Annotated in this window: 24 protein-coding genes and 1 tRNA gene; 15 read left to right on the top strand and 10 right to left on the bottom strand. The window is 69.4% G+C overall.

Annotated elements, in window-relative coordinates; translation table 11 throughout:
- The first annotated feature begins 17 nt into the window (after positions 1–17).
- Positions 18–890: an alpha/beta fold hydrolase gene (locus ACOZ38_RS37470; RefSeq protein WP_424535708.1), complete on the top strand. Its 873-nt coding sequence runs from the start codon at positions 18–20 to the stop codon at positions 888–890.
- Here the strand turns inward: ACOZ38_RS37470 and ACOZ38_RS37465 are convergent.
- Positions 865–1,821, bottom strand: coding sequence for a GntR family transcriptional regulator (locus tag ACOZ38_RS37465; protein ID WP_424535707.1), 957 nt, complete (start codon positions 1,819–1,821; stop codon positions 865–867). The two genes, ACOZ38_RS37470 and ACOZ38_RS37465, sit on opposite strands and share 26 nt — an antisense overlap.
- Before the next feature lie 156 nt (positions 1,822–1,977).
- Here ACOZ38_RS37465 and ACOZ38_RS37460 point away from each other — a divergent pair, with 156 nt between their 5' ends.
- Together ACOZ38_RS37460 and ACOZ38_RS37455 are read left to right on the top strand one after the other, a co-directional pair.
- The gene (locus ACOZ38_RS37460) at positions 1,978–3,090 is read left to right on the top strand and encodes an FAD-dependent monooxygenase (RefSeq protein WP_424535706.1); all 1,113 of its coding nucleotides are present in this window, start codon (positions 1,978–1,980) and stop codon (positions 3,088–3,090) included.
- A gap of 39 nt (positions 3,091–3,129) precedes the next feature.
- Positions 3,130–3,630 (top strand): DUF523 domain-containing protein, encoded by a 501-nt coding sequence (locus ACOZ38_RS37455; RefSeq protein ID WP_405140864.1) that lies wholly within the window; start codon positions 3,130–3,132, stop codon positions 3,628–3,630.
- Between the two features lies 1 nt (position 3,631).
- Here ACOZ38_RS37455 and ACOZ38_RS37450 read toward each other — a convergent pair whose 3' ends face one another.
- Positions 3,632–4,855 (bottom strand): DUF4032 domain-containing protein, encoded by a 1,224-nt coding sequence (locus ACOZ38_RS37450; RefSeq protein ID WP_424535705.1) that lies wholly within the window; start codon positions 4,853–4,855, stop codon positions 3,632–3,634.
- A 509-nt stretch (positions 4,856–5,364) separates the two neighbouring features.
- Between ACOZ38_RS37450 and ngcE the strand changes: the two genes are divergently transcribed.
- From ngcE to ACOZ38_RS37435, 3 genes are read left to right on the top strand one after another with little or no spacing between them, the layout of a single operon-like run.
- Positions 5,365–6,816 carry an N-acetylglucosamine/diacetylchitobiose ABC transporter substrate-binding protein gene (ngcE, locus tag ACOZ38_RS37445; RefSeq protein ID WP_424535704.1) on the top strand — a complete coding sequence of 484 codons (1,452 nt, stop codon included), beginning with the start codon at positions 5,365–5,367 and terminating at the stop codon, positions 6,814–6,816.
- Between the two features lie 6 nt (positions 6,817–6,822).
- Positions 6,823–7,776, top strand: a complete 954-nt coding sequence (locus ACOZ38_RS37440; protein ID WP_424535703.1) for a carbohydrate ABC transporter permease — start codon at positions 6,823–6,825, stop codon at positions 7,774–7,776.
- A complete protein-coding gene (locus tag ACOZ38_RS37435; RefSeq protein WP_424535702.1) occupies positions 7,776–8,684 on the top strand; it encodes a carbohydrate ABC transporter permease in 909 nt (302 codons plus the stop codon). Before ACOZ38_RS37440 ends, ACOZ38_RS37435 begins: the two co-directional genes overlap by 1 nt.
- Positions 8,685–8,687: 3 nt before the next feature.
- Here the strand turns inward: ACOZ38_RS37435 and ACOZ38_RS37430 are convergent, their stop codons facing one another.
- The gene (locus ACOZ38_RS37430) at positions 8,688–9,869 is read right to left on the bottom strand and encodes a PucR family transcriptional regulator (RefSeq protein WP_424535701.1); all 1,182 of its coding nucleotides are present in this window, start codon (positions 9,867–9,869) and stop codon (positions 8,688–8,690) included.
- A 198-nt stretch (positions 9,870–10,067) separates the two neighbouring features.
- Between ACOZ38_RS37430 and ACOZ38_RS37425 the strand changes: the two genes are divergently transcribed.
- The 4 genes from ACOZ38_RS37425 to ACOZ38_RS37410 all read left to right on the top strand — a co-directional run bounded on the left by ACOZ38_RS37425 (position 10,068) and on the right by ACOZ38_RS37410 (position 14,064).
- Positions 10,068–12,119 (top strand): M6 family metalloprotease domain-containing protein, encoded by a 2,052-nt coding sequence (locus tag ACOZ38_RS37425; RefSeq protein WP_424535700.1) that lies wholly within the window; start codon positions 10,068–10,070, stop codon positions 12,117–12,119.
- A gap of 188 nt (positions 12,120–12,307) precedes the next feature.
- The gene (locus tag ACOZ38_RS37420; protein WP_424535699.1) at positions 12,308–12,859 is read left to right on the top strand and encodes a carboxymuconolactone decarboxylase family protein; all 552 of its coding nucleotides are present in this window, start codon (positions 12,308–12,310) and stop codon (positions 12,857–12,859) included.
- 90 nt (positions 12,860–12,949) lie between these two features.
- Positions 12,950–13,243: a 4a-hydroxytetrahydrobiopterin dehydratase gene (locus ACOZ38_RS37415; RefSeq protein ID WP_405140856.1), complete on the top strand. Its 294-nt coding sequence runs from the start codon at positions 12,950–12,952 to the stop codon at positions 13,241–13,243.
- 41 nt (positions 13,244–13,284) lie between these two features.
- Positions 13,285–14,064, top strand: coding sequence for an acyl-CoA thioesterase domain-containing protein (locus tag ACOZ38_RS37410; protein ID WP_405140855.1), 780 nt, complete (start codon positions 13,285–13,287; stop codon positions 14,062–14,064).
- 147 nt (positions 14,065–14,211) lie between these two features.
- Here ACOZ38_RS37410 and ACOZ38_RS37405 read toward each other — a convergent pair whose 3' ends face one another.
- Positions 14,212–14,784: a hypothetical protein gene (locus ACOZ38_RS37405; protein WP_424535698.1), complete on the bottom strand. Its 573-nt coding sequence runs from the start codon at positions 14,782–14,784 to the stop codon at positions 14,212–14,214.
- 493 nt (positions 14,785–15,277) lie between these two features.
- Here ACOZ38_RS37405 and ACOZ38_RS37400 point away from each other — a divergent pair, with 493 nt between their 5' ends.
- Positions 15,278–16,069: a class II aldolase/adducin family protein gene (locus tag ACOZ38_RS37400; RefSeq protein WP_424535697.1), complete on the top strand. Its 792-nt coding sequence runs from the start codon at positions 15,278–15,280 to the stop codon at positions 16,067–16,069.
- 16 nt (positions 16,070–16,085) lie between these two features.
- Here the strand turns inward: ACOZ38_RS37400 and ACOZ38_RS37395 are convergent, their stop codons facing one another.
- Positions 16,086–16,937, bottom strand: coding sequence for a spermidine synthase (locus tag ACOZ38_RS37395; RefSeq protein WP_424535696.1), 852 nt, complete (start codon positions 16,935–16,937; stop codon positions 16,086–16,088).
- A 62-nt stretch (positions 16,938–16,999) separates the two neighbouring features.
- Here ACOZ38_RS37395 and ACOZ38_RS37390 point away from each other — a divergent pair, with 62 nt between their 5' ends.
- Both ACOZ38_RS37390 and trhA read left to right on the top strand, forming a co-directional pair.
- Positions 17,000–18,343, top strand: a complete 1,344-nt coding sequence (locus ACOZ38_RS37390; protein WP_424535695.1) for a penicillin-binding transpeptidase domain-containing protein — start codon at positions 17,000–17,002, stop codon at positions 18,341–18,343.
- A 76-nt stretch (positions 18,344–18,419) separates the two neighbouring features.
- Positions 18,420–19,091, top strand: a complete 672-nt coding sequence (gene trhA, locus ACOZ38_RS37385) for a PAQR family membrane homeostasis protein TrhA (protein ID WP_424537157.1) — start codon at positions 18,420–18,422, stop codon at positions 19,089–19,091.
- On the opposite strand, the gene ACOZ38_RS37380 is transcribed toward trhA, so the two are convergent.
- Complete coding sequence (locus ACOZ38_RS37380) at positions 19,065–20,285, bottom strand: M20 metallopeptidase family protein (protein ID WP_424535694.1); 1,221 nt, start codon at positions 20,283–20,285, stop codon at positions 19,065–19,067. The genes trhA and ACOZ38_RS37380 overlap by 27 nt on opposite strands.
- 223 nt (positions 20,286–20,508) lie before the next feature.
- On the opposite strand from ACOZ38_RS37380, the gene ACOZ38_RS37375 reads away from it, so the two are divergent.
- Both ACOZ38_RS37375 and lat read left to right on the top strand, forming a co-directional pair.
- On the top strand, positions 20,509–21,087 hold the full coding sequence (locus ACOZ38_RS37375) for an HdeD family acid-resistance protein (RefSeq protein WP_424535693.1): 579 nt from the start codon (positions 20,509–20,511) through the stop codon (positions 21,085–21,087).
- Positions 21,088–21,206: 119 nt separating this feature from the next.
- Positions 21,207–22,505, top strand: coding sequence for an L-lysine 6-transaminase (gene lat, locus ACOZ38_RS37370; RefSeq protein ID WP_424535692.1), 1,299 nt, complete (start codon positions 21,207–21,209; stop codon positions 22,503–22,505).
- A gap of 27 nt (positions 22,506–22,532) precedes the next feature.
- Here the strand turns inward: lat and ACOZ38_RS37365 are convergent, their stop codons facing one another.
- The 4 genes from ACOZ38_RS37365 to ACOZ38_RS37350 all read right to left on the bottom strand — a co-directional run bounded on the left by ACOZ38_RS37365 (position 22,533) and on the right by ACOZ38_RS37350 (position 25,141).
- Entirely contained in the window at positions 22,533–22,763 is a 231-nt protein-coding gene (locus tag ACOZ38_RS37365; RefSeq protein WP_405140847.1) for a helix-turn-helix domain-containing protein, read from the bottom strand.
- A gap of 195 nt (positions 22,764–22,958) precedes the next feature.
- A tRNA-His gene (locus tag ACOZ38_RS37360) sits at positions 22,959–23,034 on the bottom strand.
- 73 nt (positions 23,035–23,107) lie between these two features.
- Positions 23,108–23,704 (bottom strand): oligoribonuclease, encoded by a 597-nt coding sequence (gene orn / locus ACOZ38_RS37355; protein ID WP_358555820.1) that lies wholly within the window; start codon positions 23,702–23,704, stop codon positions 23,108–23,110.
- 21 nt (positions 23,705–23,725) lie between these two features.
- Positions 23,726–25,141 (bottom strand): DUF2510 domain-containing protein, encoded by a 1,416-nt coding sequence (locus ACOZ38_RS37350; protein ID WP_424535691.1) that lies wholly within the window; start codon positions 25,139–25,141, stop codon positions 23,726–23,728.
- Between the last annotated feature and the right edge of the window lie 45 nt (positions 25,142–25,186).

Below are 25,186 nucleotides of genomic sequence, written 5' to 3'. Positions count from 1 at the left end.
AATGGAATTCTGTTCCCATGAACCGCGTGACGGCGAACGGCATCGAGATCGTGTACGACTCCTTCGGCTCCCCGAGCGGGCGCCCGCTACTGCTGATCATGGGGCTCGGCTCCCAGATGATCCACTGGGACGAGGAGTTCTGCGAGCTGCTCGCCGGGCACGGGCACCACGTCGTCCGCTTCGACAACCGGGACGTGGGCCTTTCGACCCATCTCCACGAGGCCGGCGTGCCCGATCTCGGCGCGGCCTCCGACGGCGCGCAGGCGGTCCCGTACCTGCTCGGCGACATGGCCGACGACGCGGCCGGGCTGCTGGACACGCTCGGCCTGCCGAGCGCCCACGTGCTCGGGGTGTCGATGGGCGGGATGATCGCCCAGACCTTCGCCATCCGGCATCCGGCCAGGACCCGCAGCCTCACCTCCATCATGTCCACGCCCGGCCCCCAGATCGGGGCGCCGACCGAGCAGGCGATGGCCGCGCTCCTGTCGCGCTCGACCCCCGACCGGGAGGCGGTCGTCCGCCGCGCCGTGGAGGTCTGGAAGGTCCTCGGCTCGCCCGGCTTCCCGATGGACGAGGAACGGATCACCAGGCTCGCCGGTCAGAGCTTCGACCGCTCCTACGATCCCGCCGGGTTCGGACGCCAGTTCGCGGCGATCCTGGCCTCCGGCGACCGTACCGCCGCCCTCAGGGAGCTGTCGGTGCCCGCTCTGGTGATCCACGGCGAGGCCGACCCGCTCGTGCGACTGCCGGGCGGCGTCGCCACGGCGGACGCGATCCCCGGCGCCAAGCTCATCACCTTCCCCGGGATGGCCCACGACCTGCCGCGCCCCCTGTGGCCGGAGATCGCCGCCGCCGTCACCGACCTCACCGAGCGGGCCGACCGCCCGTAGCGGGCCCCTCGATGCGTACGGCGAGGCCGTCGAGCATCTGCTTGAGGCCCAGCTCGAACAGCTCGTCGAGACGGAGCTCGTAGCCGTTCACCAGCTCGCCGGTGATCCTGGCGAACGTCGGGCAGTCGCCTGAGGCGGCGATGGCCGTCAGGGCGGGCGCCTGGAGGTCCATCCACTGGTCCTCCGACAGGCCCGTGAGGGCCTCGGCCTGCGCCGCCCTTTCGAGGTTGGCCGCGATGCTCTGGACGTAGCTGTAGAACAGCACGTGCAGGTCGAGCATGGTCGCGGGGCCGAGGCCGTGGCCGTCGAGGGCGCTCAGCGCCCACTCGGCGTGGACCAACAGGTTGGGCAGCACCACGGGCCTGGTGAGCGCGGTGATCTGCGCCAGCCACGGATGCCTGCGATGGATCTCCCACAGCGTGCGCCCCCCGAGCTCCAGGCGCGCCCGCCAGCCGGAGGGCACCTCGGCGGGATAGGACTCCTCGCCGAAGGCGGCGTCGGCCATCAGCAGGATCAGGTCGTCCTTGCTGTTGACATGGCGGTAGGGCGACATGGTGGCGACGCCCAGCCGGGCCGCGACGCCGCGCATGGACAGCGCGGCCAGTCCCTCGGCGTCGGCGATCTCGATGGCGGCGCGCACGATGCGCTCGCGGGTCAGCTCGTGGTCGGGGTCGGCCGCGGCGCGGTGGCGGGGCCGCTCGGGGGCGGGTTCGAGGGGAGCCACCACGGTGCCTGCCCGGGGCCGGGCCTCTACGAGCCCTTCCTGGCGCAGCGCGGTCAGCGCCTTCGTCGCCGTGGCCAGCGCCACGTCCCACTCCCTGGCGATCCGCCGGGTCGAGGGCACCCGCTCGCCGGGAGCGAGCTCGCCGTCCGCGATGCGCCGCCGGATCTCGGCGGCGATGCGGAGGTAGGGCGGATCGGATTTCGCCACCACTGCCGTCTCCCATTCCTGTACTAGTACAGAGGCTAGCAGCACGAACGGTCCTGGATCGGCATCTGTACTAGTACACGAGGCTGAAAACGCCTGTTGGCAGGGCTGTGCATACGCTGTACATTCACTGGCGTACAACGTATCAGGGAGGTTTCCATGAAGACCGTGCTCATCTCCGGCGCGAGCGTCGCCGGGCCCGCGCTCGCCTACTGGCTGCGCCGCCATGGCTTCACGCCCACCGTGGTCGAGCGCGCCCCCGCGCCCCGGCAGGGCGGCCAGGCGATCGACGTCCGCGGTGTGGCCATGGAGGTCGTCGCGCGGATGGGCATCGAAGCCGAGGTGCGGCGGGCCCGCACCCGGATGCGCGGCATGTCGACCGTCGACGGCGACGGCAACGAGACCTGGCGTTCCACCGAGATGACCTTCTCGGCCGGCCGCCTCGACAGCGGCGACGTCGAGCTGCTGCGCGAGGATCTGACGAGCCTGCTGTACGAGCGGACCCGCGACGACGTCGAGTACGTCTTCGGCGACTCGATCGAAACCCTGGAGGAGGACGAGCACGGCGTGCGGGCCGGCTTCGAGCGCGGGGAGTCTCGTGCCTTCGACCTGGTGGTGGGCGCCGACGGCCTGCACTCCAACGTCCGCAGGCTGGCCTTCGGCGAGGAGAGCCGGTTCATCCACCCCCTCGGCACCCATCTGGCGATCTTCAGCGCGGACAACTTCCTGAACCTGGACAACTGGCAGGTCTGGTACAGGGAGGGCGACGCGGGCTACGGCATCTACCCGGTGCGCGGCAACACCGGGATCAGGGTCACGCTCGGCTTCGCGTCCGAGCCGCCCGGCCACGACTACGGCGACGCCGAGCGGCAGAAGAGGCTCGTCGCCGAGCGGCTGTCGGGCCTGCGCTGGGAGACCCCGAGGCTGCTGAAGGCCATGTGGGAGGCGCCGGACTTCTACTTCGACGCGATGGCCCAGATCCGCGCCGGCCGCTGGACGAAGGGCAGGGTGGCGCTGCTCGGCGACGCCGGCTACTGCCCCTCGCCGCTGTCCGGCCAGGGGACCAGCCTGGCGCTGGTGGGCGCCTACGTACTGGCCCAGGAGCTCGGCCGGGCGGGCGGTGACCACACCAAGGCGTTCCCCCGCTACGAGGAGCGCATGCGCCCGTTCGCCGAGCTCAACCAGGCGCTCGCCACCGAGAACCCCGGCGGGGCCGCGTCCGAGGAGTCGATCGACCGTGCCAAGAACGCGATCTCGCTCGACGCCGGGTGAGCCCGCGTCCGGTACGGCCCTGCGAGCTAACGTGAAGGGATGGAGCGGATCCTCGTGAGCGCGTGCCTGATGGGGCGGCCGGTTCGCTTCGACGGGCGCGCGAAGACCGTCGACGACGCGCTGCTCGCGGGCTGGCGTGCCGAGGGGCGGCTGGTGCCGTTCTGCCCGGAGGTCGAGGGCGGGCTGCCCGTGCCGAGGCCGCCCGCGGAGATCGAGGGCGGCGTCGGCGGCGCGGCCGTGCTGGCCGGCGCGGCGCGCATCCTCACGCCCGACGGCTCCGACGTCACGCGCCACTTCCTCTCCGGGGCCTACTCCGCCCTCGCCCTGGCTCGCTCCATGGGCATCAGGATCGCCCTGCTGAAGGACGGAAGCCCGTCCTGCGGCAGCCTGCGCATCCACGACGGCACCTTCCGGGGCAGGGTCACCCCCGGCGCCGGGGTGACCGCGGCCCTGCTGGAGTCCGACGGCATCCGCGTGTACGGCGAGGACCGCATCGCGGAGGCCGCGGAGTACCTCGGCGAGCTGGAGGCCACCGTGTAGATCAGGGGCTCACCGCGTCCGCGGTGGAGTCGTCGCCGATGATGGCCTTCTCGTCCGGCTTGTACACCAGCACTGTGTCGACGTACGACCGCAGGGCCGCGTCCAGGCCGACGTCGCGGCCCTCGGCCTCCGACATGAACCACCGGTGGTCGAGCACCTCGTGGAAGAGCTGCGCGGGCTCCAGCTTGCCGCGCAGCTCCTGCGGGATCGCGTGCACCGTCGGCTGGAAGGTCTCGGCGAGCCAGCGGTGGGCGACGATCGCCTCGTCCTCGTGGCGGAGCCCCTTGGCCACCCGGAAGGAGTCGAGGTCGTTGAGCAGCCGCCTGGCCTGGTTCTCCTCGACGTCGAGCCCGGTGAGGCGGAGCAGGCGGCGCTGGTGGTGCCCGGCGTCCACGACCTTCGGCCGCACGATCAGCCGGGCGGTGCCCGCCTTGCGCCTGACCATCATCTCGGCGACGTCGAAGCCCAGTGAGTTCAGCCGCCGGATCCGCTGGTCGATGAGATGCCACTCGACGTCCTCGACGATCTCCTCCTGCGTGAGCTCGTCCCAGAGCCGGCGGTAGCGCTCGCAGAGCTGGTCGGCGAACGCCAGAGGGTCGATCGATGGGTGCAGGAACCCGCCCGCCTCCAGGTCCAGCATCTCGCCATAAATGTTGACGTAGGCGACTTCGATGTCGTGGTTACGCTGGCCCTCGCTGATCACCGGGTGCAGCTCGCCGGTCTCCGCGTCCACCAGGTACGCCGCGAACGCCCCCGCGTCCCGCCTGAAGAGGGTGTTGCTCAGCGAGCAGTCGCCCCAGTAGAACCCGGCCAGGTGCAGCCGTACGAGCAGCACGGCCAGCGCGTCCAGCAGGCGGATCAGCGTGTCGGGCCGCAGCGTGCCGGAGAGCATCGCCCGGTAGGGGAGTGAGAACTGCAGGTGCCGGGTGATCAGCGCCGAGTCCAGCGGCTCGCCGGCGGCGTCCGTCCTGCCGGTGACGACGGCCACGGGCTCGACGGACGGGGTGTCGAGGCGGCTCAGGTCCCACAGGAGCTGGTACTCCCGCTTGGCGTACCGCTCGCTGATCTCCTTGATCGCGTAGACCCGTCCGGACAGCCGGGCGAACCGGACGACGTGCCGGGAGATGCCGCGCGGCAGCGTCACGAGGTGGTGCTCGGGCCAGTTCTCCAGGGGAAGGTCCCAAGGCAGGCGGATGAGGTCGGGATCGCTGGGAGCGCCAGTCATCTGGAGCGGCAACCCTTTGCTCCTCGAATGTCGGAGATGTTGGGTTCGACGCTAGCCGCTCGGCGCGTTCCGCCGCAGCCAGGTCCGTCCCGTGGACATCTCCGTGGACATCCGGGTCTCGCGTGGACGCCGAGGTCCCGCGCCCGCCGCCGACGCTGCGCGCTCGCGCCCTCACTTTCGGCGACCGGGCGGACCGGCCGGAGAGGCCGCCGACCGGACCTCTGACGGCATGACGGGCCGCCACGACTTCACTGGTCTAGACCGGGTCAAAGGGGTGTCGATTCGGCTTCAATTTGTGCCATCATCGGCCGGTGACCTGTGCCGTTGTTAGGTTACGGAGGAGTTTCGCAAGGTGTCGGACGTCCCCCTTTGTCGCGGGTCGTTTGCTGGTCGGCTACAGCTCGATCACGGGTTGGCCCATACCACTTGACGCTGTACTGGGATGGACGTACGTTCCTCAAACGTTTAGGAAACTTTCCTAATTGATTGCCCCATTCCTGGAGGGTTGCATGTCCAACTCCGCCGGCACGCCCCGAGAGATCACCCGGCGGCAGATGCTCCGCCGGATCGGCCTCACCGCACTCGTCGCAGGTCCGGCGGCGAGCATGCTGAGCGCCTGCGCGACCAGCGGAGGCAGCTCCGCGGCCTCCCCGACCGCCGCGGGCAGCGGCGCCGCGACCTCGGCTGCCAACCCCTTCGGGGTCAAGGCGGACGCCCCCCTCGAAGTGGTCATCTTCAAGGGCGGTCTCGGCGACAGCTACGCCACCGACGTGCACGAGCCGCTGTACAAGACGGAGTTCCCGAAGGCCTCCGTCAAGCACGTCGCCACGCAGCAGATCGCCCAGACGCTGCAGCCCCGCTTCGCCAGCGGCGACGTCCCCGACTTCATCGCCAACTCCGGCTCCGACCTGATGGACAACGGCGCCCTGCAGACCGAGGGCCAGTTGCTCGACCTCACCCAGCTGTTCGACGCCCCCTCGCTCGACGACCCGAGCAAGAAGGTCAGGGACACGCTGATCCCCGGCACCGTCGAGTCCGGCCTCATCGCCGGCAAGCCGTACATCCTCAACTACGTCTCCAGCGGCTACGGCCTCTGGTACAACGGCAAGCTCTTCAAGGAGAAGGGCTGGACCCCGCCGAAGACGTTCGACGAGTTCAAGACCCTCTGCGAGACCATCAAGAAGGCCGGCATCACGCCCTACGCCTACGCGGGCAAGAACGCCTCCTACTACCAGTACTGGATGATCCTCATCACGGCGGCGAAGATCGAGGGCAACCAGCTTCTGATCGACATCGACAACCTCGAAGACGGCGCGTGGACCCGTGACTCCGTGAAGCAGTCGGCCGCCGCGTGGGCCGAAATCGGCAAGTACATGGACAAGAGCTACGAGGGCCTCATCCACACCGAGGTCCAGACCCGGCAGAACCAGGACAAGGTCGCTCTGTACCCGTCCGGCTCCTGGCTGGAGAACGAGCAGAAGAGCAACACGCCCGACACCTTCGAGTACGCCGTGACGCCGACCCCGAGCCTCACGCCGTCCGACAAGATGCCGTTCGAGGCCATCCGCTCCGCCGCGGGCGAGCCGTACATCATCCCCGCGAAGGGCAAGAACACCCCCGGCGCCCTCGAGTACGCCCGCATCATGCTCTCCAAGGAGGGTGCCAAGGGCTTCACCGAGAAGTCCGGCAGCCTCACCGTCGTCGTCGGCGCCGCCGAGGGCCTCTCGCTGTCCCCGGGCCTCAAGAGCATCAACGACGCCCAGACGGCCGCGGGCGCCAACATCGTCACCTACAGCAGCTTCGAGAACTGGTACAAGGAGCTGGAGACCGAGCTGCGCAAGCAGACCAACTCGCTGATGTTCGGCCGCATCTCCGCCGATGAGTTCTGCGCCAAGATGCAGAAGAAGGCCGACGCGGTCAAGGCCGACTCCTCCACCACCAAGCAGAACCGGACGGTGTAGTAGATCATGCGGCAAGGCGACGGAGGGCTCGCCGCGAGGCTGCTCAACGCGAAGGCCAGGAAGTACGGGTTCATCTTCTCGTTCCTCGTGATCCCGTTGATCCTCTATGTGGTCTTCGTGATCAGCCCCTACGCGCAGGCGTTCTACATCTCGCTGACCAACTGGCGGGGGATCTCCGCGAATCCGCAGTTCATCGGGTTCGAGAACTTCACCCGCCTGCTGGACGACGACGTCTTCTGGGCGGCCGTGCGCCACCACGGGCTCCTGCTGCTCGCCATGCCGCTGATCACCATCGCGATCGCGCTGTTCTTCTCGTTCCTGCTGAACCTCGGAGGGGGCAGCAGGGGCGGGAGGATGACCGGGGTCTGGGGGTCGAAGTTCTACCGGGTGGTCTACTTCTTCCCCCAGGTCCTGGCCGTGGCCGTCGTGGGCGTCCTGTTCCAGGCGATCTACCGCCCCGACCAGACCGGCGTGCTGAACGGCATCCTGAAGTGGGTGGGCGTCAACCCGGTCGGCTGGCTGATCAACACCGACCTCGCCCTCTGGTCGATCATGGGCGTGGTGGTCTGGCAGTCCGTCGGCTTCTACGTCGTGCTGTTCTCCGCGGGGATGTCGGCCATCCCGAGCGACGTCTTCGAGGCGGCGGCCCTCGACGGGGCCGGCCGGTTCCGGCTCTTCTTCAGCATCACGCTCCCGCTGATCTGGGACACGATCCAGGTCGGCTGGGTCTACCTCGGCATCGCGGCCTTCGACTGCTTCGCCCTGGTCCAGGTGCTCTCGGTCGACCGGGGCGGTCCCGACAACGCCACCACGGTCCTGCCCCTGGAGATCTGGCGCACGGCGTTCACCTTCTCCAAGTTCGGCTACGCCTCCGCGATGGGCGTGGCCCTGTTCTTCCTGACCATCACGTTCGCCGCGCTCAGCCTGCGCGTGACGCGCCGCGAGAGGATCGAGCTCTGATGATGGCGACCCAAACCGACGCGGTCCGGGTGGCCAAGGCCTCGCACACGGCCTCCCGGCGCCGGCGGAAGAACCCGGCGGGCGTCTTCGGGGCGCTCTCCCACGTCGCGCTGATCGTGTGGACGATCCTGGTCGTCGGCCCGATCCTGTGGACGTTCCTCGCGTCCTTCAAGACCAACCCCGAGATCGTCGGCGACGCGCCGCTCGCTCTGCCCGAGAGCTTCAGCTGGGCCTCCTGGGGCCGGGCCTGGGAGAAGGCCCACATCGGGCGGTACATGCTGAACACGGTCTTCGTGGTCGGCGTGAGCACGCTCTTCACGATGCTGTTCGGGTCGATGGCCGCGTACGTGCTGGCGCGCTACAGGTTCTTCGGCAACCGGGCGATCTACTACCTGTTCGTGTCGGGGCTGTCCTTCCCGGTGTTCCTGGCGCTGGTGCCGCTGTTCTTCGTGGTGCGGAACCTCGGCCTGATCGACACCCACCTCGGCGTGATCCTGGTCTACATCGCCTACTCGCTGCCGTTCACGGTGTTCTTCCTGACGGCGTTCTTCAAGACCCTGCCCAACTCGGTGGCGGAGGCGGCCATGATGGACGGCGCCTCGCACACCCGCACGTTCTTCCAGATCATGGTGCCGATGGCCAAGCCCGGCCTGATCAGCATCACGATCTTCAACATCCTCGGCCAGTGGAACCAGTACCTCCTGCCGATCGTGCTGCTGTCGGGCAGCGTCGAGGACAAGTGGGTGATCACCCAGGGCATCGCCAACATCAACACCACCGCCGGCTACGAGGCCGACTGGCCCGGCCTGTTCGCGGCGCTGAGCATGGCGATCATCCCGATGCTGATCGTCTACATCATCTTCCAGCGGCAGATCCAGTCCGGCCTCACCGCTGGAGCCGTCAAGTAGCCGTCAGGTGGCCGTACCTCGGCCGTGCGCCCGCGGGTAGCGGCCGAGGAGGCGGGCGAGCTTCAGGCTCAGGTGCAGCGTGAGCCGCTCGCCGCCGTCCCTTAGATCGGTGCCCGCCAGCTCCTCCACCCGCCGCAGGCGGTAGTAGAGCGAGGTCCTGTGCAGCCGGAGCCGTTCCGAGGCGGCGTGCGCGCTGCCGGCGAGGTCGAGGTAGACCTCCAGCGCCTCCAGCAGGGGCCGGTGGGTCTCGTCGGCGAGCAGGCGTTCGAGTCCTTCGTGGAGCTTCAGCGTGGTGGGCGGGAGCTGGGTCAGCAGCCGGTAGACGCCCAGGCGTGACCACTCGGCCGACGGCCCGAGGGCGGGCATCCGCGCCGCCACCTCGGCGGCCCGCGCGGCCTCCACGTACGACCCGGAGGCCTGGTCGAGGCGCGGCCGGGGCTCGCCCGTGCCCACCACCACAGGGAACTCCATCGCCGCGTGAATCTGCTCGGGGCGGGCGGCGCCGGAGAAGATCAGCACGGCATGGTCGTACCGTACGAGATGCAGCGTGCGCCTCGGCCCGAGCCTGTGCCGCACGGTCAGCAGGGCCCGTTCCATCGCCTCGCGTAACGGCTCGTCCACCTGGCCGTCCAGAAGGGGACGGGCGACCGCCACGGTGACCGGCTCGGACTGCGGGAAGCTGCCCGCCTCGATCAGGCTCCGCGCGCCCTCCTCCGCCGCGCCCTGGGTGCCGAGCAGCACGCTGGTGACCGCGTCCAGCTCCCGGTGCGCGGCGAGCCCGATGGCGAGGCTCTCGTGGAAGAGCGCGACCCCGACGGCCGAGGCCACCTCGGCCACGACGCCGATCTCCTCCTCCGACATCGGCGGGCCGGCGTCGATGAACCACAGGAAGCCGAGCAGCCGTCCGCCGTGCCGGGCGGGGACGCACACGCGGGGCAGCAGCCCGAGCGCGTCTGCGCCCGGCGTGCGGATGGGGCCCTGCGCATCGAAGATCCCGGCGGCGCGCAGCCACTCGCGTACCTCGGGAGTCGTCTCGCGGCGCAGGATGGAGTCGCGCCGTATGTCGTCGAGCGGCTCCTTCTGCCGGCTGTAGGCGAGCACGTGCTGCAACCGGTCCTCCAGCATTACGGCCCGGCCCAGTTGGACGGCCAGACCGTCCACAACGCGTTGCAGCCCGCTGGCCATCGAGAACCTCCTGAGCGGCGGGTTTCATCACCTGTAGGACAAACCCCCGCAACAGTCCCTACAGGTGACGGATGATCTCCGTCAATAGCGTCTGTAGCGTCACCCGCTGAGTGCCGGCCCAGACTTAGGGGTGACGCCGTGACCGAGTCGTCAGTTCACCGCAGGAAAAGACGGCTGTCCGTACTGTTGTTAGCCATCGTGCTGGGTCCGGTAGGACTGGCAGCGGTCCCCGCCTCGGCGGAGCCGTCGCCCGACCCCGCGCACCCGTGGCAGGCCGATCACTGGCCGCAGCGCCAGCCCTGGCAGGAGCAGGAGCCGGCGGCCCTGTTCAAGGGCAAGCCCGGCGGCCCGACGCCGATCGACCCGCAGAACTGGAAGAACCCGGATCACATGACCTGGGAGGACGACTACAAGGGCGTCCCGGGCACCAACTGGTCCGATCCCGCGGGCAAGGGTTCCAAGCGCACGTTCAAGGGCGCGCTGGTGCTGCTCGACTACCCGAACCAGCCGTTCGTCGTCACCCAGCCGGCGAAGTCCACGGTGTTCGGCAACCCGAGCAACGAGGCGCACGACATCCCCCGTGACCAGGTGGCCAAGTTCTACCAGGACTTCCTCAACACCCCCGGAAAGCTGAACCGGGGTCACACCATCCACGAGTACTGGATGGAGGACTCCGGCGGCCGGTACGGCGTCGAGCTCAACGCCTTCGGGCCCTACAAGATGCCCGGCAAGTCCCACGAGTACGCCATGGAGTTCCAGGGCGGCACCGGCTGCCCGGCCGGGGACACCTGCAACCGCAACATCCGCACCGACGGGCGCGCCGCCTGGGCCGCCGAAGCCGGTGAGGCGGAGCTGAGCAAGTTCGACTTCGTCTTCTACCTCAGCGCGGGGCAGGACGAGTCGTCGACCTGGCAGGAGTTCGGGCCGATCAAGTTCCCCACGAAGGAGGAGGTGACCGACGACTTCGGGCCGCCGGACCCGAACCTCCCCAACTGGGCGAAGACGCGGTACGTGGACTGGACCTCCTGGGCCGCGGCGTCCACCATCTGGCCCAACGCCGGCGGTGGTTCCTCCACGCAGGCCGAGAGCTCCGGACAGGGCGTGTACGCCCACGAGTTCAGCCACATCCTGGGCATCGGCGACAACTACAACAACCCGTTCGGCGTGCCGCCGCGCCGCGCGTACACCGGCATCTGGGAGATGCTCAGCCGGGGCAGCTTCAACGGTCCCGGCGGCCCGCACAGCCGGTGGACGATCCCGCCCACCGGAGGCGGCTCGATGGGCGCCCAGCACATGCTCCGTAACAAGATCAAGCTGGAGATGGTGGACGAGCAGAACGTCCTGCGGCTCTCGCGGGAGGCGCTGGCCGACTCCGGCCTCGTCGTCGCCCGGGTGACGGCGCGTGAGGTGCAGCCCGGCAAGACCGATCTGTCCGGCGTGAACATCGCCCTCGGCACCGGCGACCTCAGCCCGGCGTGCAGCATCCAGACCGACCCGCTGTGCGACGGCCGCGGCTACCAGAACTACACGATCGAGGTCGTGGACCGGGTCGGCTCCGACTCCTTCACGCCCGACTCCGGAGTGCTGCTGGCCAAGACCAAGAACCAGGACCAGGCGCCGTTCGAGTGGGTCATCGACGCCAACCCGCAGGACATCGGCATGACCGACTACGTTCTGCCGGACGGCACGCGGGTCCCGATCACGATCGGCGACTACCGGCAGCTGTCGGACGCCCTCTTCCACGCGGGCACCGACTCCGGCAGCGAGTACGAGTACGTCGACGAGGCCAACCGCCTGCACTTCTACGTGCTCGACCTCCAGCGCGACAAGAAGGGCACGCTGTCGTACACCGTCGCCGTCCGCTCTCTGGACGGTGCCGGTCCCCAGAAGCGGGGCGTCAGGGTGCTGCCCAGCGCCACGGTCGCCAAGGGCACCGAGTGGGCGTCCTGCAGCTTCCCGATCACGAACACCGGCAAGGCCGCGACGCCCGCGGGCCAGCATCCCGAGGATGTCGGCTCGTACCTCAAGTCGGACGTCTACCGCCTCGCCACCACGGTGAGCGGCAAGGGCTGGACCACCTGGGTGCCCAACCAGCTCTCCACCCTTGAGTTCGGCAAGACGGCGCTCGTGCCGGTCTACGCCCAGCGCGCCAAGGGCGGCGACCACCTGGCGAAGCTGAAGCTCACCGCCACCTCCGAGAGCGACCCCTCCAAGAAGGCCACCGCCACCTGCCAGCTGGTGGGCATCTGACCATCTCCCTCCCTGACGACCCCGGTGGGTACGGCCTGACGTACCCACCGGGGTCGCCTTACGCCGGCACTTCCCCGTTCCGGGTGGATGGGTGAAGATGGGGCAAAGCTGATCGTCTAGGGTCGTGCGCCGGCGCGCCCACCGGCCGGGCTTTCCGGTGTGCCGCCCGCCTGGCCAGGAAGGCTCACATGCCGCACATCGAGCTGGGGAACGACGCTCCGGGTATCCGTGGCCTGATGCAGTACCGCCCAGAGACGGGCAGGGTGCTGAGCGAGCTCGCGGAGACCCTGCTGCGTGACGACAACACGTTGTCGCGGGGCGAGCGCGAGCTCATCGCCTCCTACGTCTCCACCCTCAACCAGTGCAAGTTCTGCTCGGCCTCGCACTCGGCCTTCGCGGCGGCGCAGCTGCCCGGCGGCATGGAGACCGTCGTCCACGCCTGTTCGGACGTCGACGGCGCCCCGGTCTCCGGCAAGCTCAAGGCGTTGCTCCACATCGCGGGGGCGGTCCAGCGGCTCGGCACCGAGGTGACCGAGGACCACGTCGCCGCCGCCCGCGAGGCCGGCGCCACCGACGTGGAGATCCACGACACCGTGCTCATCGCCGCGGCATTCTGCATGTACAACCGCTACGTGGACGGCCTTGGCACCTACGCCCCCGACGACCCCGCCGCGTACGCCCACATGGCCGAGGGGATCGTCACCGACGGCTACCTGGCCCGCCTGTCCCCGCGGGGCTGAGCCGCACGCGCCGGAACGGCCGGACGCGCGAAACGCACCGGCCGTTTCGGACAGGCGACAACCTCGCCGGTCGCGTGAAAAACTCATCCCATGGACAGGTTGGACGACGCGGCGATTTCCACCCGGCTCGACGAGATGCCCGAATGGCGCAGGGAGGGCGACGAGATCCGGCGCACGGTGGTCGCCCCCGACTTCCCGACGGCAATCGCCATCGTGAACGACGTGGCCGAGCAGGCCGAGCACCTCAACCACCATCCGGACATCGACATCCGGTGGCGGCGCCTGCACATCGCCCTTATGACCCACGACGCCGGCGGCCTCACCGACATGGACTTCAAGCTCGCCGCCCGCATCGACGCCATCGCCGCCGACCACGGCGCCTAGCAGCCGCTTGCCGTCGAGGGGTGACACTAGAATCTCGTTCTATGTCAGACGACAGGGCGTTTTTCGCGCTCAAGAACGGTGAGCTGGTCCCCGCTCCTCATGCCCGTAGCCCCTGGTCGGCGGACATGTTGCATGGACGTCTGCTCGGCGGTTTGGCCGCCCGGGCGCTTGAGGTGGAGTACGGCGATCCGGACTTCCACTTCGCCCGGCTGACCGTCGACCTGTTCCGCAACAGCCCCCTGCTGCCGCTGACCGTGGAGACGGTCCAGGTCAGGGAGGGGCGCAGGATCCGCGTGGCCGACGCCACCGTGCGTACCGGGCAGGGTGTGGTCGCGCGGGCCAGTGCGGTGCTCCTGCGCAAGGGTGAGCAGCCGCCGGGAGAGACGTGGCGGACTCCGGCCTGGGATGTGCCCGCTCCGGCCGAGCTGGGCCCGCCCCCGCTTGCCGAGTGGACGCCGCCGTTCGATCTCTGGCGGCTGACCGAATGGGCCGAGCCGGGGTCCAACCGGGCGTGGCTCAGGGAGACCCATCCCCTGGTCGAGGGCGAGGCGCTCTCACCTCTTGTACGCGTCGCGCTGGCCGCCGACTTCGCCAGCCCCCTCGGCAACTCCGGCACGGCCGGCCTGCACTTCATCAACGCGGACTACACGCTCACCCTCAGCCGCCTGCCACTCGGCGAGGACGTGGGCATGGAGTCGAACGGGCACCTCAGCGACGAGGGCATCGCGACCGCCCACTGCACGCTGCACGACACGGCGGGCCCGATCGGCTACTGCCTGGTAACCGCCGTGACCAACCCGGGAAGCCTCCTCGGCGGGTAGCCCAGTGGCCGACGCCTGGCGAAGGGCCCGATAAAGCGGCAAACCTGTGGGTTCACGCCGACGTGCCGGTGTCGTACGCTCTACGGGCGCCGGTCCTGGGTGGCAGCCGAGAGGCCGCCACCCAGAACCGGTATCCCTCGGTGGGGTTCAGCAGATCTGACCAGGACCCCGTTGGACGTCCACCGAGTCTGTTATCGCACTACCGGGGGGCATCGTCGGCGATATCCACCTGGATCTGCCGACGCTGCCCCCCACCGATTCCAGGTAGTCGGCCAGCTTGGTGGAGAGCACCACCGACCGGACGCGGAACCAGCTGTCCTCCGGTCCTTCCAGTGGCACGGTGATCTGCCACTCCTCGCCGACGATCCGGACGTCGGTGAAGAACGTGATCGCGCTGTCCGTCGCATCGGTCTGCTGTACCGCTATCACCTGCTTCGTACCGGGCCGTGAGGTGCCGTGCCCGCTCACCCTCAGGCAGGGTGTGACCTTCGCGTGGGAGCCGTGCAGCGGGACGTCGATGCTTATCTCGTCGACGCCCGAGGGCCAGGTCTTGATCGCCTGAAGGACGAGGGCGGCCGTGACGGCGACCGCGACCCCGCTGCTGAATCCGAGGAGATGCCTGCCCGCCGCTCTTATGGCGCGATTCCCCCGTGTCGCCGGCGGAGCGGGCGAAGGCCCTTCTACAGATGGTTCTGGACTTAAATGGTCGGTTAGTGTCATATCCCGCCGTGCCTCCATAATAGCGTTGATCCAACTGAGGCCACAGCGTAGGGCATGCAGATGGGGCAGCAGCAACTATGGCGGATATTTCATGAAAGATCATCGATATACGTCTCTGAGCTGCACGGACATTAATTGGAATGGTGTTCGGGATGGTCGCCACAGAGCCGAGAATCGGGAGAAATGACCGGTTTGATCTGATTATCCTGATTCTTATCGACGGTCACGGGTGGCGTGGGTGACATGCGGAACATGCACTTGGAATCTGCAAATGCACGTGCAGATGTACGTGAAAGTGCATGGTCCCTTAGGGTCGTAACTCTTGATGAGGAAAGGCGTCTTACCAGATCCGCTAATCAAGCGTCAGGCGGTTGAAGTGCTTATTGGGCGCTACGGACGCGGGTGTTCGGTGATCACGTCTCTTCACCTATGCGGAGGCGCGGGGCATACTCGTGGGTAACCGACATGAGTTCGGCAATGAGGAGACCCCCCGATGAGCCTCTCGGACCTGCGGCCCGTGCCCGCCGAGCAGTTGACCTTCCGCCTTCCCCCGAAGTTCGAGAACGTGGCGGACGAGCGGCGCCACCGCCAGGAGCGGCTGGCCGCGGCGCTGCGGCTGTTCGGCCGGTTCGGCTTCGAGGAGGGCGTGGCCGGCCACATCACCGCCCGCGACCCCGAGCACCCCGACCACTTCTGGGTCAACCCCTTCGGGATGAGCTTCAAGCACGTCAAGGTGAGCGACCTGATCCTGGTGAACCATCGTGGGGAGGTCGTCGAGGGCCGCTACCACGTCAACCAGGCGGCGTTCGCCATCCACGCCATGGTCCACCAGGCCCGCCCGGACGCCGTGGCCGCCGCGCACAGCCACTCGGTGTACGGAAAGGCGCTCTCGTCACTCGGGCAGCGGCTCGAACCGCTGACCCAGGACGCGTGCGCGTTCTACGAGGACCACGGCCTGTTCGACGACTACACCGGCGTGGTGCTGGAGACCGAGGAAGGCCGGCGGATCGCCGGGGCCCTCGGCTCCCACAAGGCCGTCATCCTCCGCAACCACGGCCTGCTGACGGTCGGCGACTCGGTGGACGCCGCCGCCTGGTGGTTCATCACCATGGAGCGCTCGTCCCAGGCGCAGCTGCTGGCCAAGGCGGCCGGCCAGGTGGTGCCGATCTCACACGAGAACGCCAAGCTCACCCACGGCCAGATCGGTAACGACCTGGTGGGCTGGATCAACTTCCAGCCGCTCTACGACCAGATCACCGGCGCGGAGCCCGACCTGTTCGACTGAGCAGGCAGGGCCCGGCTCACTCGAACAGGGCGGCCGGGGGCACCGGGGAGACCACGGAGTCGCCGTCCCTGATCGGGGCCGCGCCCGCGACGAAGTTCACCAGCCCGTCCTCGTAGACGCACCGGGCCTGCGTCAGGCCGCCCGCCGCCTTCCTGATCAGGTCCTGGAGGGGCAGCGGCGCAGGGGAGGCGGCCACGATGAGGTTCCCGAACCGCCGCCCGCGCAGGACGCCGGGCTCGGCCATCAGCGCCACGTGGCGGAACGTGCCGCGCACGGTCGCGACGACGCGGCGCGCGAAGGCCAGCCCCTTGCCGTCGGCGATGTTGACCAGCAGCGTGCCGGAGTCCTTGAGCACGCGGGCGACGTCGCCCATGTACTCGGCCGTCGCGAGGTCGAGCGGCATGATCGCGCCGCTGAACGCGTCCAGGATGAACAGGTCGGCCGAGGCGTCGTGCAGGCCCGCGGCGGCCGAGCGGCCGTCGGCCACCCGCACCTTCAGCCGGGGCACGGACCGCAGGTGGAGCTGGTCCCTGACGAGCTGCACGAGCATGGCGTCGGGCTCGACCACGATGTGACGGGAGCCGGGCCTGACCGCCGCGATGTACCGGGGGAGCGTGCACGCCCCGGCGCCCACGTGGACGACGTCCAGCGGGCCCTCCTCGATCGCGTCGATGACGTCGGCCATGAGCCGGACGTACTCGAAGTCCAGATAGGTGGGATCCTCGAGGTCCACGTACGACTGGGGGACCCCCGCCATGCTGAGCAGCCAGCCGTTCGGCCGGTCCAGGTCGCGCAGGAGCTCCACTTCGCCCGAGTCCACCGGGTAGCGGCCGGGCAGGGGAGTCGCCTCCGCCTTGCGCTTGCCCACACGATCTCCATTGCTTCTGATATATCCGGATGTGCCATACCCGGCACTCTTGGGAGAACCGTATGCGCCGCCGAGGACTGCTCGCTCTGGTCGTGGTGAGTCTCGTCATCGTCGCGGCGGCGCTCGTGGCTCTGGTCGTAGACTCGCGCCGGGTCACGGGAAGCCCCCAGGCGACCGGCCAGGCGTACCTCGACGCCTGGGCGGCCGAGAACCTCGCCGAGATGCGCAAGCTGGTCGCGTCCCCGCCGCCCGACTTCCTGGACCAGCACCGGCGCCTCAGCACCGACCTGCAGATCCTGTCCGTCAGGCTGACGCCCGGGGCGGTCGTGCGGCGGAGCGAGCAGTCCGCCGACATGCCGTTCGACGGGGCGAGGCAGATCGGGGAACTGGGACAGTGGAGGTTCTCCTCCGTGCTGCACCTCGCGGTCAGGGACGGCGGGTGGAAGGTCGTCTGGACGCCCGACACCCTCCACCCCGGGCTCGCGGCGAACGAGCGGCTGCGCATGACCGAGATCCCCGTGCCGGGGACCGACCTGCTCACCCGGCAGGGCAAGCCGCTGCCCCACGACAGCGGGGCCGAGAGGTACTTCCAGGATCTCACCGGCAAGGTCGACGACCTGTACGTGGATCCGCCGACGGGGTGGGCGATCGAGGCGGTGTCCTCAACGGGGAAGTCCCGGCGGCTCGTGGTGTTCCGCCAGGCCGCCGTGCGGACGTTCCGCACGACCCTCGACTGGTGGACGCAGGCCGCGGCGGCGCGGGCCATGGACGGCCTCGCCGATCCCGCCGCCATCGTCGCGGTCAGGCCGTCCACGGGGGAGGTGCTGGCCGTGGCCGACCGGCTGCCGGGCCAGGGCGCCTTCTACAAGCCCTATCCGCCGGGTGCCGCCTTCGAGAGGCTCGGGCAGGAGGCGGAGGAGTTCGGGTTCGGGGGGAAGCTGAAGTCCGGCCTCGGCGGGGTCTGCGGCACCGTGCGGCGGGCCGGGGTCGGAGACGAGCCGGGTGCGGACGCCATCGGGCGGAACTCCATGCGGGCCACCCCGCTGTGCATGGCGCTGGCCGCCGCCGCCGTCCAGAACGGCACATGGCGCCCGCCGAGGCTGATGTCGGAGGACGCCGTCGGACGGCTGGAGACCGACGGGCGTCCCAAGCCGAGAAAGCTGCCGCCGCAGGTGCTCGCCCCGTTGCGCTCGATGATGACGGCGGTCGTGACGGACGGGACGGCGGCCCCGTCGGGGCTGCCCGAGGGTGTCTCGGGCACGACCGGCACCGCGCCGGCCGCCTCGGGGGAGGACCACGCCTGGTTCGTCGGCTACCGGGGCGACCTCGCCTTCGCGGTGCTCATCGAGCACGGCGGCGCGGGAGCCGCGGCCCCCATCGCCGCGCGCTTCCTCGACGCCCTTTGAGCGCGTGATCGAACTCACAACCTACGGCGGCGTAAGTTACGCTAGCGTAGGTTGTGAGGAGGTTGAGATGACCACAATGACCGCCGCCCCCGCCGTCTCCCCCGATCGAACGGTTCCCCCGCCGAAGCTGCGCGGCTGGCTGCACGCCGGGGCGTTGCCCGCGACGCTGATCGCCGGGTTCGTCCTCGTGGCCCTCGGGCCGACCCTGCAGGCCCGCCTCGCCGCCGCGATCTACGCGGTGACCTCGGGCCTGCTCTTCGGCGTCTCCGCGACCTACCACCGCGGCCGCCAGGCCTCCCGCCTGGCCGAGGTCCTGCGGCGGCTCGACCACGCCAACATCTACCTGATCATCGCGGGCACCTACACGCCCCTCGCGCTGCTCGCGCTGGACGGGCCGGTGCGGGTCGCCGTGCTCTCGGTGATCTGGACGGGAGCCGTCGCCGGGGTCGTCTTCCGCTCGGTGTGGATGGGGGCGCCCCGCTGGCTCTACACGGCGCTCTACGTCGCGCTGGGCTGGACCGCCGTCTTCGTGATGCCCCAGCTGGTCGAAGGCGCGGGGGTGGCCGCGGTCGTGCTCGTCATCGTGGGCGGCGTCCTCTACAGCCTCGGCGGCCTCGTCTACGGCCTGCGCCGCCCTGACCCCTCGCCGCGCTGGTTCGGCTTCCACGAGGTGTTCCACGCCTTCACCCTGGCCGCCTACGTGGCGCAGTACGTCGCGGTCTCACTGGTGGTCTACGCCGCCGGCTGAGGCCTCCCGGGCGAGCCTGCGGGCGGCCAGTTCGGCGTAGAGCGCCGCGCCGTCGGCCAGCACGGCGTCGTCGAAGACCGCCTCCGGCGCGTGGTTGTAGGCGGCCTTCGACGGGTCGGCCCCCGTCGGGCAGGCGCCGAGGGCCACGAAAGCCGACGGCACCTCCTCGCAGACGAACGAGAAGTCCTCGGAGCCGGGGAACGGCTGGGGCGCCCTGACGAACCGCCGCTCGTCGAACACCTCACGTACGGTGGCGCCGACGAAGTCCGCCTCGGCCGCGCTGTTGACGGTGACGGGATAGCTCACGTCGTAGTCGGCCTCGACCTCCAGGCCGTGCGCGGCGGCGATGCCCCGCACGAGCGTCAGGACGCGCTCCTGGACGCGGCCGTGGGCCGCCTCGGAGAACGATCTGATCGTGGCCTCGAAGCGGGCCTCGCCGGGGATGACGTTGTCGGCGGTGCCGGCGTGGAAGCTCCCCACGGTGACCACCACCGGGTCGAACACGTCGAAGCCCCGCGTGACCATGGTCTGCAGCGCGGTGACCATCTCGCACGCGGCGGGGATCGGGTCGTTGGCCAGGTGCGGGGTCGAGCCGTGCCCGCCCGAGCCGCGCACGGTCACGACCAGCCGGTCCGCCGCCGCCATGATGGGGCCGCCCCTGCTGACGAAGACGCCCTGCGGAAGCAGCGAGCTGATCACGTGCAGGGCGTACGCGGCGACGGGACGGCGGCCGGAGGCGTCCAGCACGCCCTCCTCGATCATGATCTTCGCGCCGCCCGCGCCCTCCTCGCCGGGCTGGAACATGAAGACCACGTCGCCGGCCAGCCGGTCGCGCCGGGCGGCGAGCAGGTGCGCGGCGCCGGCCAGCATGGCGGTGTGCAGGTCGTGCCCGCAGGCGTGCATGCGCCCGGCCAGCTCGGAGACCACGGGGGAGCCGCTCCGCTCGGTCACGGGCAGCGCGTCCATGTCGCCGCGGAGCAGTACGGTCGGGCCGGGCTCCGCGCCGCGCAGCACGGCGGTGACCGAGCTCAGCCGCTCGCCGGTGGACACCTCGAGGGGCAGTCCCGCCAGCGCGCCGAGCACCTTCTCCTGGGTTCTCGGCAGGTCCAGGCCGAGCTCGGGCTCGCGGTGCAGCGCGTGGCGCAGCCGTACGAGCTCGCTGCTGATGTCTTCGGCGGCTTCGCGAAGTGACACCGACGTCCCTCCAAGGTCTCGTCCCTGACATGTCCACATATCAGCGGACTTCACACGATATTGCCGGGCTTGATAGGTGCTGGACAGCATTTGACGTCGATTTGGTCTGGTAACACGTCCTTTCCGGATATGAACGGAAACGTGGGGCTGGAGGTGGTCTTCGTGCCATGAGCGGATTGCCGATCACGGAGCCCTCGTCCCCGGCGCGACCTAGGAGGACGATATGCAAGATGTGCGGGCCGAGGTAGGCCACCACTGGTGGGCGCTCGCGGTGCGCGGTGCCTGCGCGATCCTGTTCGGCATCCTGGCCATCGTGTGGCCCCTGATCACGCTGCTCACCCTGGTGATCCTCTTCGGCGCCTTCGCGATCGTCAACGGGGTCTTCACGCTCATCGGGGCGTTCCGGGGCACCCATCCAGGCGAGTCGAGGACCTGGGTGATCGTCTCGGGTGTCCTCGGCATCCTGGCCGGCATCGTCGCCTGGGTCTGGCCCGGGATCACGACGCTCGCACTGCTCCTGCTGATCGCCGCCTACGCGGTCGTCATCGGCGCGGCGGAGATCATCGCGGCGATCAGGCGCAGGCAGGCCGGCGACACAGACTGGACGCACGTGGTCAGCGGCGTGCTCGCCGTGATCTTCGGAATCCTGCTGTTCGCCTGGCCCGCGTCCGGCGCGCTCGCGCTGACCTGGCTGATCGGCATCTTCGCGATCGTGTACGGCGCCTCGCTGCTGTTCCTGGCCTTCCGGGTCAGAGACATCGGCCACCGTGGGACCGCGGGGACGGCCGCGCACGTCGTCTAGAGCGCCGACACAGAGAAAAGAATTAGTGCGACAGAGCCGAAGTGCCGGAAAGTATGAACATATGTGCCCGGGTAACGGGGAATAATCTGGCGTAAGTCCAGCTCCTCATGGGAGGGCACATGAGCGTCCTCGACCGTCTGGCCCGCCACCTCCTCGTCGACGGCTACCGTCTGGAGCTCGACCTCGAACGTAGCGGCGGATCATGGCTCGTGGACGCCGGCACCGGCCGCCGCTACCTCGACTTCTACACGTTCTTCGCCTCGGCCCCGCTCGGCGTGAACCCGTTCGACGACGATCCGGAGTTCCTGTCGCTGCTGGGCCGGGTCGCCGCGAACAAGCCGGCGAACTCCGACCTCTACACGGTGCACCTCGCCGACTTCGCCGACACCTTCGCCCGGGTGCTCGGCGACCCGGAGCTGCCCCACCTGTTCTTCGTCGAGGGCGGCGCGCTGGCCGTCGAGAACGCCCTCAAGTGCGCCTTCGACTGGAAGAGCCGCCACAACGAGGCCGGCGGACGTCCCCGGGAGCTCGGGACCAAGGTGCTGCACCTCACGCGCGCCTTCCACGGCCGCAGCGGGTACACCCTGTCACTGACCAACACCGAGCCGGCCAAGACCGACCGCTTCCCCGTCTTCGACTGGCCGAGGATCGAGGTGCCCGCGATCCACTTCGGCGACGTGGAGGCCGCCGAGGAGCGGTCGCTGGCCCAGGCCAGGGAGGCCTTCGACCGCCACCCCCACGACATCGCGTGCTTCATCGCCGAGCCCATCCAGGGCGAGGGCGGGGACAACCACATGCGTCCCGAGTTCCTGCGGGCCGTACAGGACCTGTGCCACGAGCGGGACGCGCTGTTCGTCCTGGACGAGGTGCAGACCGGCGCCGGCCTCACCGGCACGCCCTGGGCCTACCAGCAGCTCGGCCTGGCGCCCGACATCGTGGCCTTCGCCAAGAAGGTGCAGGTCGGCGGCATCATGGCCGGCCGCAGGGTGGACGAGGTCGAGGGCAACGTGTTCCAGGTGAGCGGACGGATCAACTCCACGTGGGGCGGCGGCCTCGTCGACATGGTGCGTTCGCGCAGGATGCTGGAGATCATCGAGCGCGACGGGCTGATCGCCCGCGCGGGAGTGCTCGGGAAGAGCCTGCTCGACGGGCTGAGGGCGCTGGAGGAGGCGTTCCCCGGCCTGGTGCGCAACAGCAGGGGGAGGGGCCTCATGTGCGCCTTCGACGTCTGCTCCGGCAGGGACCGGCTGATCACCGCGCTCCGTGAAGACGAGGGGGTGCTCGTCCTGCCCTGCGGGGAGAAGTCCGTACGGCTGCGCCCCGCGCTCTCGGTCACCGCCGAGGAGATCGGCCACGGCCTCGCGGCGCTGGGCCGTGCGCTCACGGCCGTGCGGGACGCGGCGCCCGTGCCCGCCTGACGGCCGCCCGTGCTCGCGCACCCGCCGTCACCCGGACGCGTTTCCCCTCCACAGGCCGATGGCGGTCCCCCTGGAGTCCGCGCCCAGCTTGGAGTAGATGCGGTTGACGTGGTTCTTCACCGTCTTCTCGCTGAGGAACAACCGTTGTGCGATCTCTCCGTTCGAGTGGCCCGTCGCGATCAGCTCCATCACCTCGGCCTCGCGTTTGCTCAACCCGGTGTGCGCGTGCTCGTTGTACGTGGCGTCATCGACACTCATCCGGCCTCCGGTGGCACGAATCATTGTCAGATCGCCGAGCCCCCCGCGCTGGCGGCGTAGCGGTTCTGTGCGAGCATAGCCCGCCATTTCCATCTTTGGGGGACAAGCCGCCCGAAAGGGGCTGCTTTCCAGCTCAAACAGGGGTGTGCCGGAAAAGCACGATGGCCGGTCCGTCTGGACCGGCCATCGCCCGCTTGGGGTGAGTGATGGGACTTGAACCCACGACATCCAGGACCACAACCTGGCGCTCTGCCAACTGAGCTACACCCACCATGCCCCGCGGTCAGCACCGCGGCACAGGGAAAAGTGTAGCGGGCTTTGGGAGGTTCTGAAGCCGTGGCGCGTCAAGATCCGGCGATGGCTTCGGCGACCTCGCGTGCGGTGGCCGAGTCGGGGCCCGGCTGGGGGACGAAAACGGCGGCGCGGTAGTACCTCATCTCCTGGACGCTCTCGGTGATGTCGGCCAGCGCGCGGTGGCCGCCCTGCTTGGCCGGGGAGGCGAAGTAGACGCGGGGATACCAGCGGCGGACCAGTTCCTTGACCGAGGAGACGTCGACCATGCGGTAGTGCAGGTAGGCGTCCACGGCGGGCATGTCACGGGCGATGAACGAACGGTCCGTCGAGATGGAGTTGCCGCACAGCGGCGCCTTCTTGGGCTCGGGAACATGCCGCCGGATGTACTCCAGCACCATGGACTCGGCCTCGGCGAGCGTCACGCCGTCGCCGAGGGCGGTGAGCAGGCCCGAGGAGGTGTGCATCTGGCGCACGACCTCCGACATCTGCTCCAGGGCCTCCCGCGGCGGCTTGATGACGACGTCCACGCCCTCGTCCAGCTGGTTCAGCTCGCCGTCGGTCACGACACACGCGACCTCGACCAGCGCGTCACGGCCGAGATCGAGCCCGGTCATCTCACAGTCGATCCAGACCAACAGGTCACTCATAATGCTCAGCGTAGTGCCCGGTCACGAGGCCTTGAGAGAGTCCAGTACGCGATCGATCACCGAGGTGTCCAAATTGTCCGGTACGGAGGCGTAAAGCATGGAAGGCCGCTGTCCGGAACCCTGGTCCACCAGCAGGATCATGCCCTCTTCCTTCCTGAACTTGTAGCCCGCCTTCTTGGCCTGGTCGGTGAAGTCCATCTCGAATCGCAGGATCCAGGCCTTCTTGCCGCTGACGTCGAGCGCGGCGTTCTTGATGATCTTTTTCTTGTGCGGAAGGCTGTAGAAGAACTTCCCGTAGTTCATCAGGACGTTGCCGGCCACGTTGCGAAGATCCCGGGGCCCGGAGTAGTCGAAGACCTCCGGCAGCCGGCAGGTCAGGACCTGGCCGACCCAGTTGTTGTCCTGGCCGTCGAAGTTCTCCTGCGAGACGGCCTCATAGCCGCTGGTCCACTGCGGGAAGTTCGGGTCGGCACGGCCGTTCCCGTTCAGGTCGGACCACTTCGGCACCGTCCACTCCGAGCCGGGGTACGAGTACGACAGTCCCGTGCGGGGGTCGCTGATGATGTTGCCCTTGGGCTGCGGCAGCTCGGCCGGGAGGTCCGTGGTGCTCGGGTCCGGGGTGGGCGTGGTCTCCAGCGGCGGGGTGATCTGCGGGTCCGAGGGCTCGACGCTGGTGCTCGGCGCCGGGGTCTCCGCGGCGATCGGGGTGGTGTCACGGTTGACGACGCTGATGCCGATCACCAGGGCCACGACCAGGAGGATCACCACGGCGCCGCCGCCGATCACCCAGGGCATCACGCTCTTCTTCGGCGGGGGACCCTGTGGGCCGAACTCCGGCACAGGGAACTGGGCCGTGCCGCCCTGGCCGCCCCACGGCTGCGGTCCCGTGGGGCCGCCGTACGGGCTGCCGGGCGCGCCGAGCGGTGTCGTCCCCTGCTGGGCGGGCGGGGCGAACTGGGCCGGCCCCTGCTGCGGGTAGGGCCCCTGCCCCTGGGGCGGGCCGGGCTGGGGGTGCGGCCCCGTGCCGGGCTGAGGATACGAGCCCGTGCCCATCTGCGGGTTCTGCCCCGTGCCGGGCTGCGGGTTCTGCGGATAGGCCCCCGTGCCGGGCTGGAACTGCGGTCCTGTGCCCGGCTGGAACTGCGGTCCTGTGCCCGGCTGGAACTGGGGTCCTGTGCCCGGCTGGAACTGGGGGCCGGTCCCCGGCTGCGGCTGGGCTCCCGTGCCGGGCTGCGGGTGCTGTCCCGTCCCCGGCTGTCCCGTACTGGGCTGCGTCCCGGCGCCGGGCTGTGCCCACTGGCCGGTGGTCACGGGCGCGCTCTGACCCGCCGGGCTCTCCAGCGGATGGGTGGCGTCGGTCCACTGCGTGCCGTCCCACCAACGCAGTTGGGGGCTTCCGTATGGGTCGGGGTACCAGCCGGCGGGGGTCTGCGTCATGCCCGTCAGAATAGTGACATCGCCGCTTATTGCGCATTTGGAGCG

This window comes from Sphaerisporangium viridialbum, from assembly GCF_049674955.1.
GTDB lineage: Bacteria > Actinomycetota > Actinomycetes > Streptosporangiales > Streptosporangiaceae > Sphaerisporangium > Sphaerisporangium viridialbum.
The sequence above is the reverse complement of the archived record's forward strand: the minus strand, read 5'-3'. Positions and strand labels throughout refer to the sequence as shown.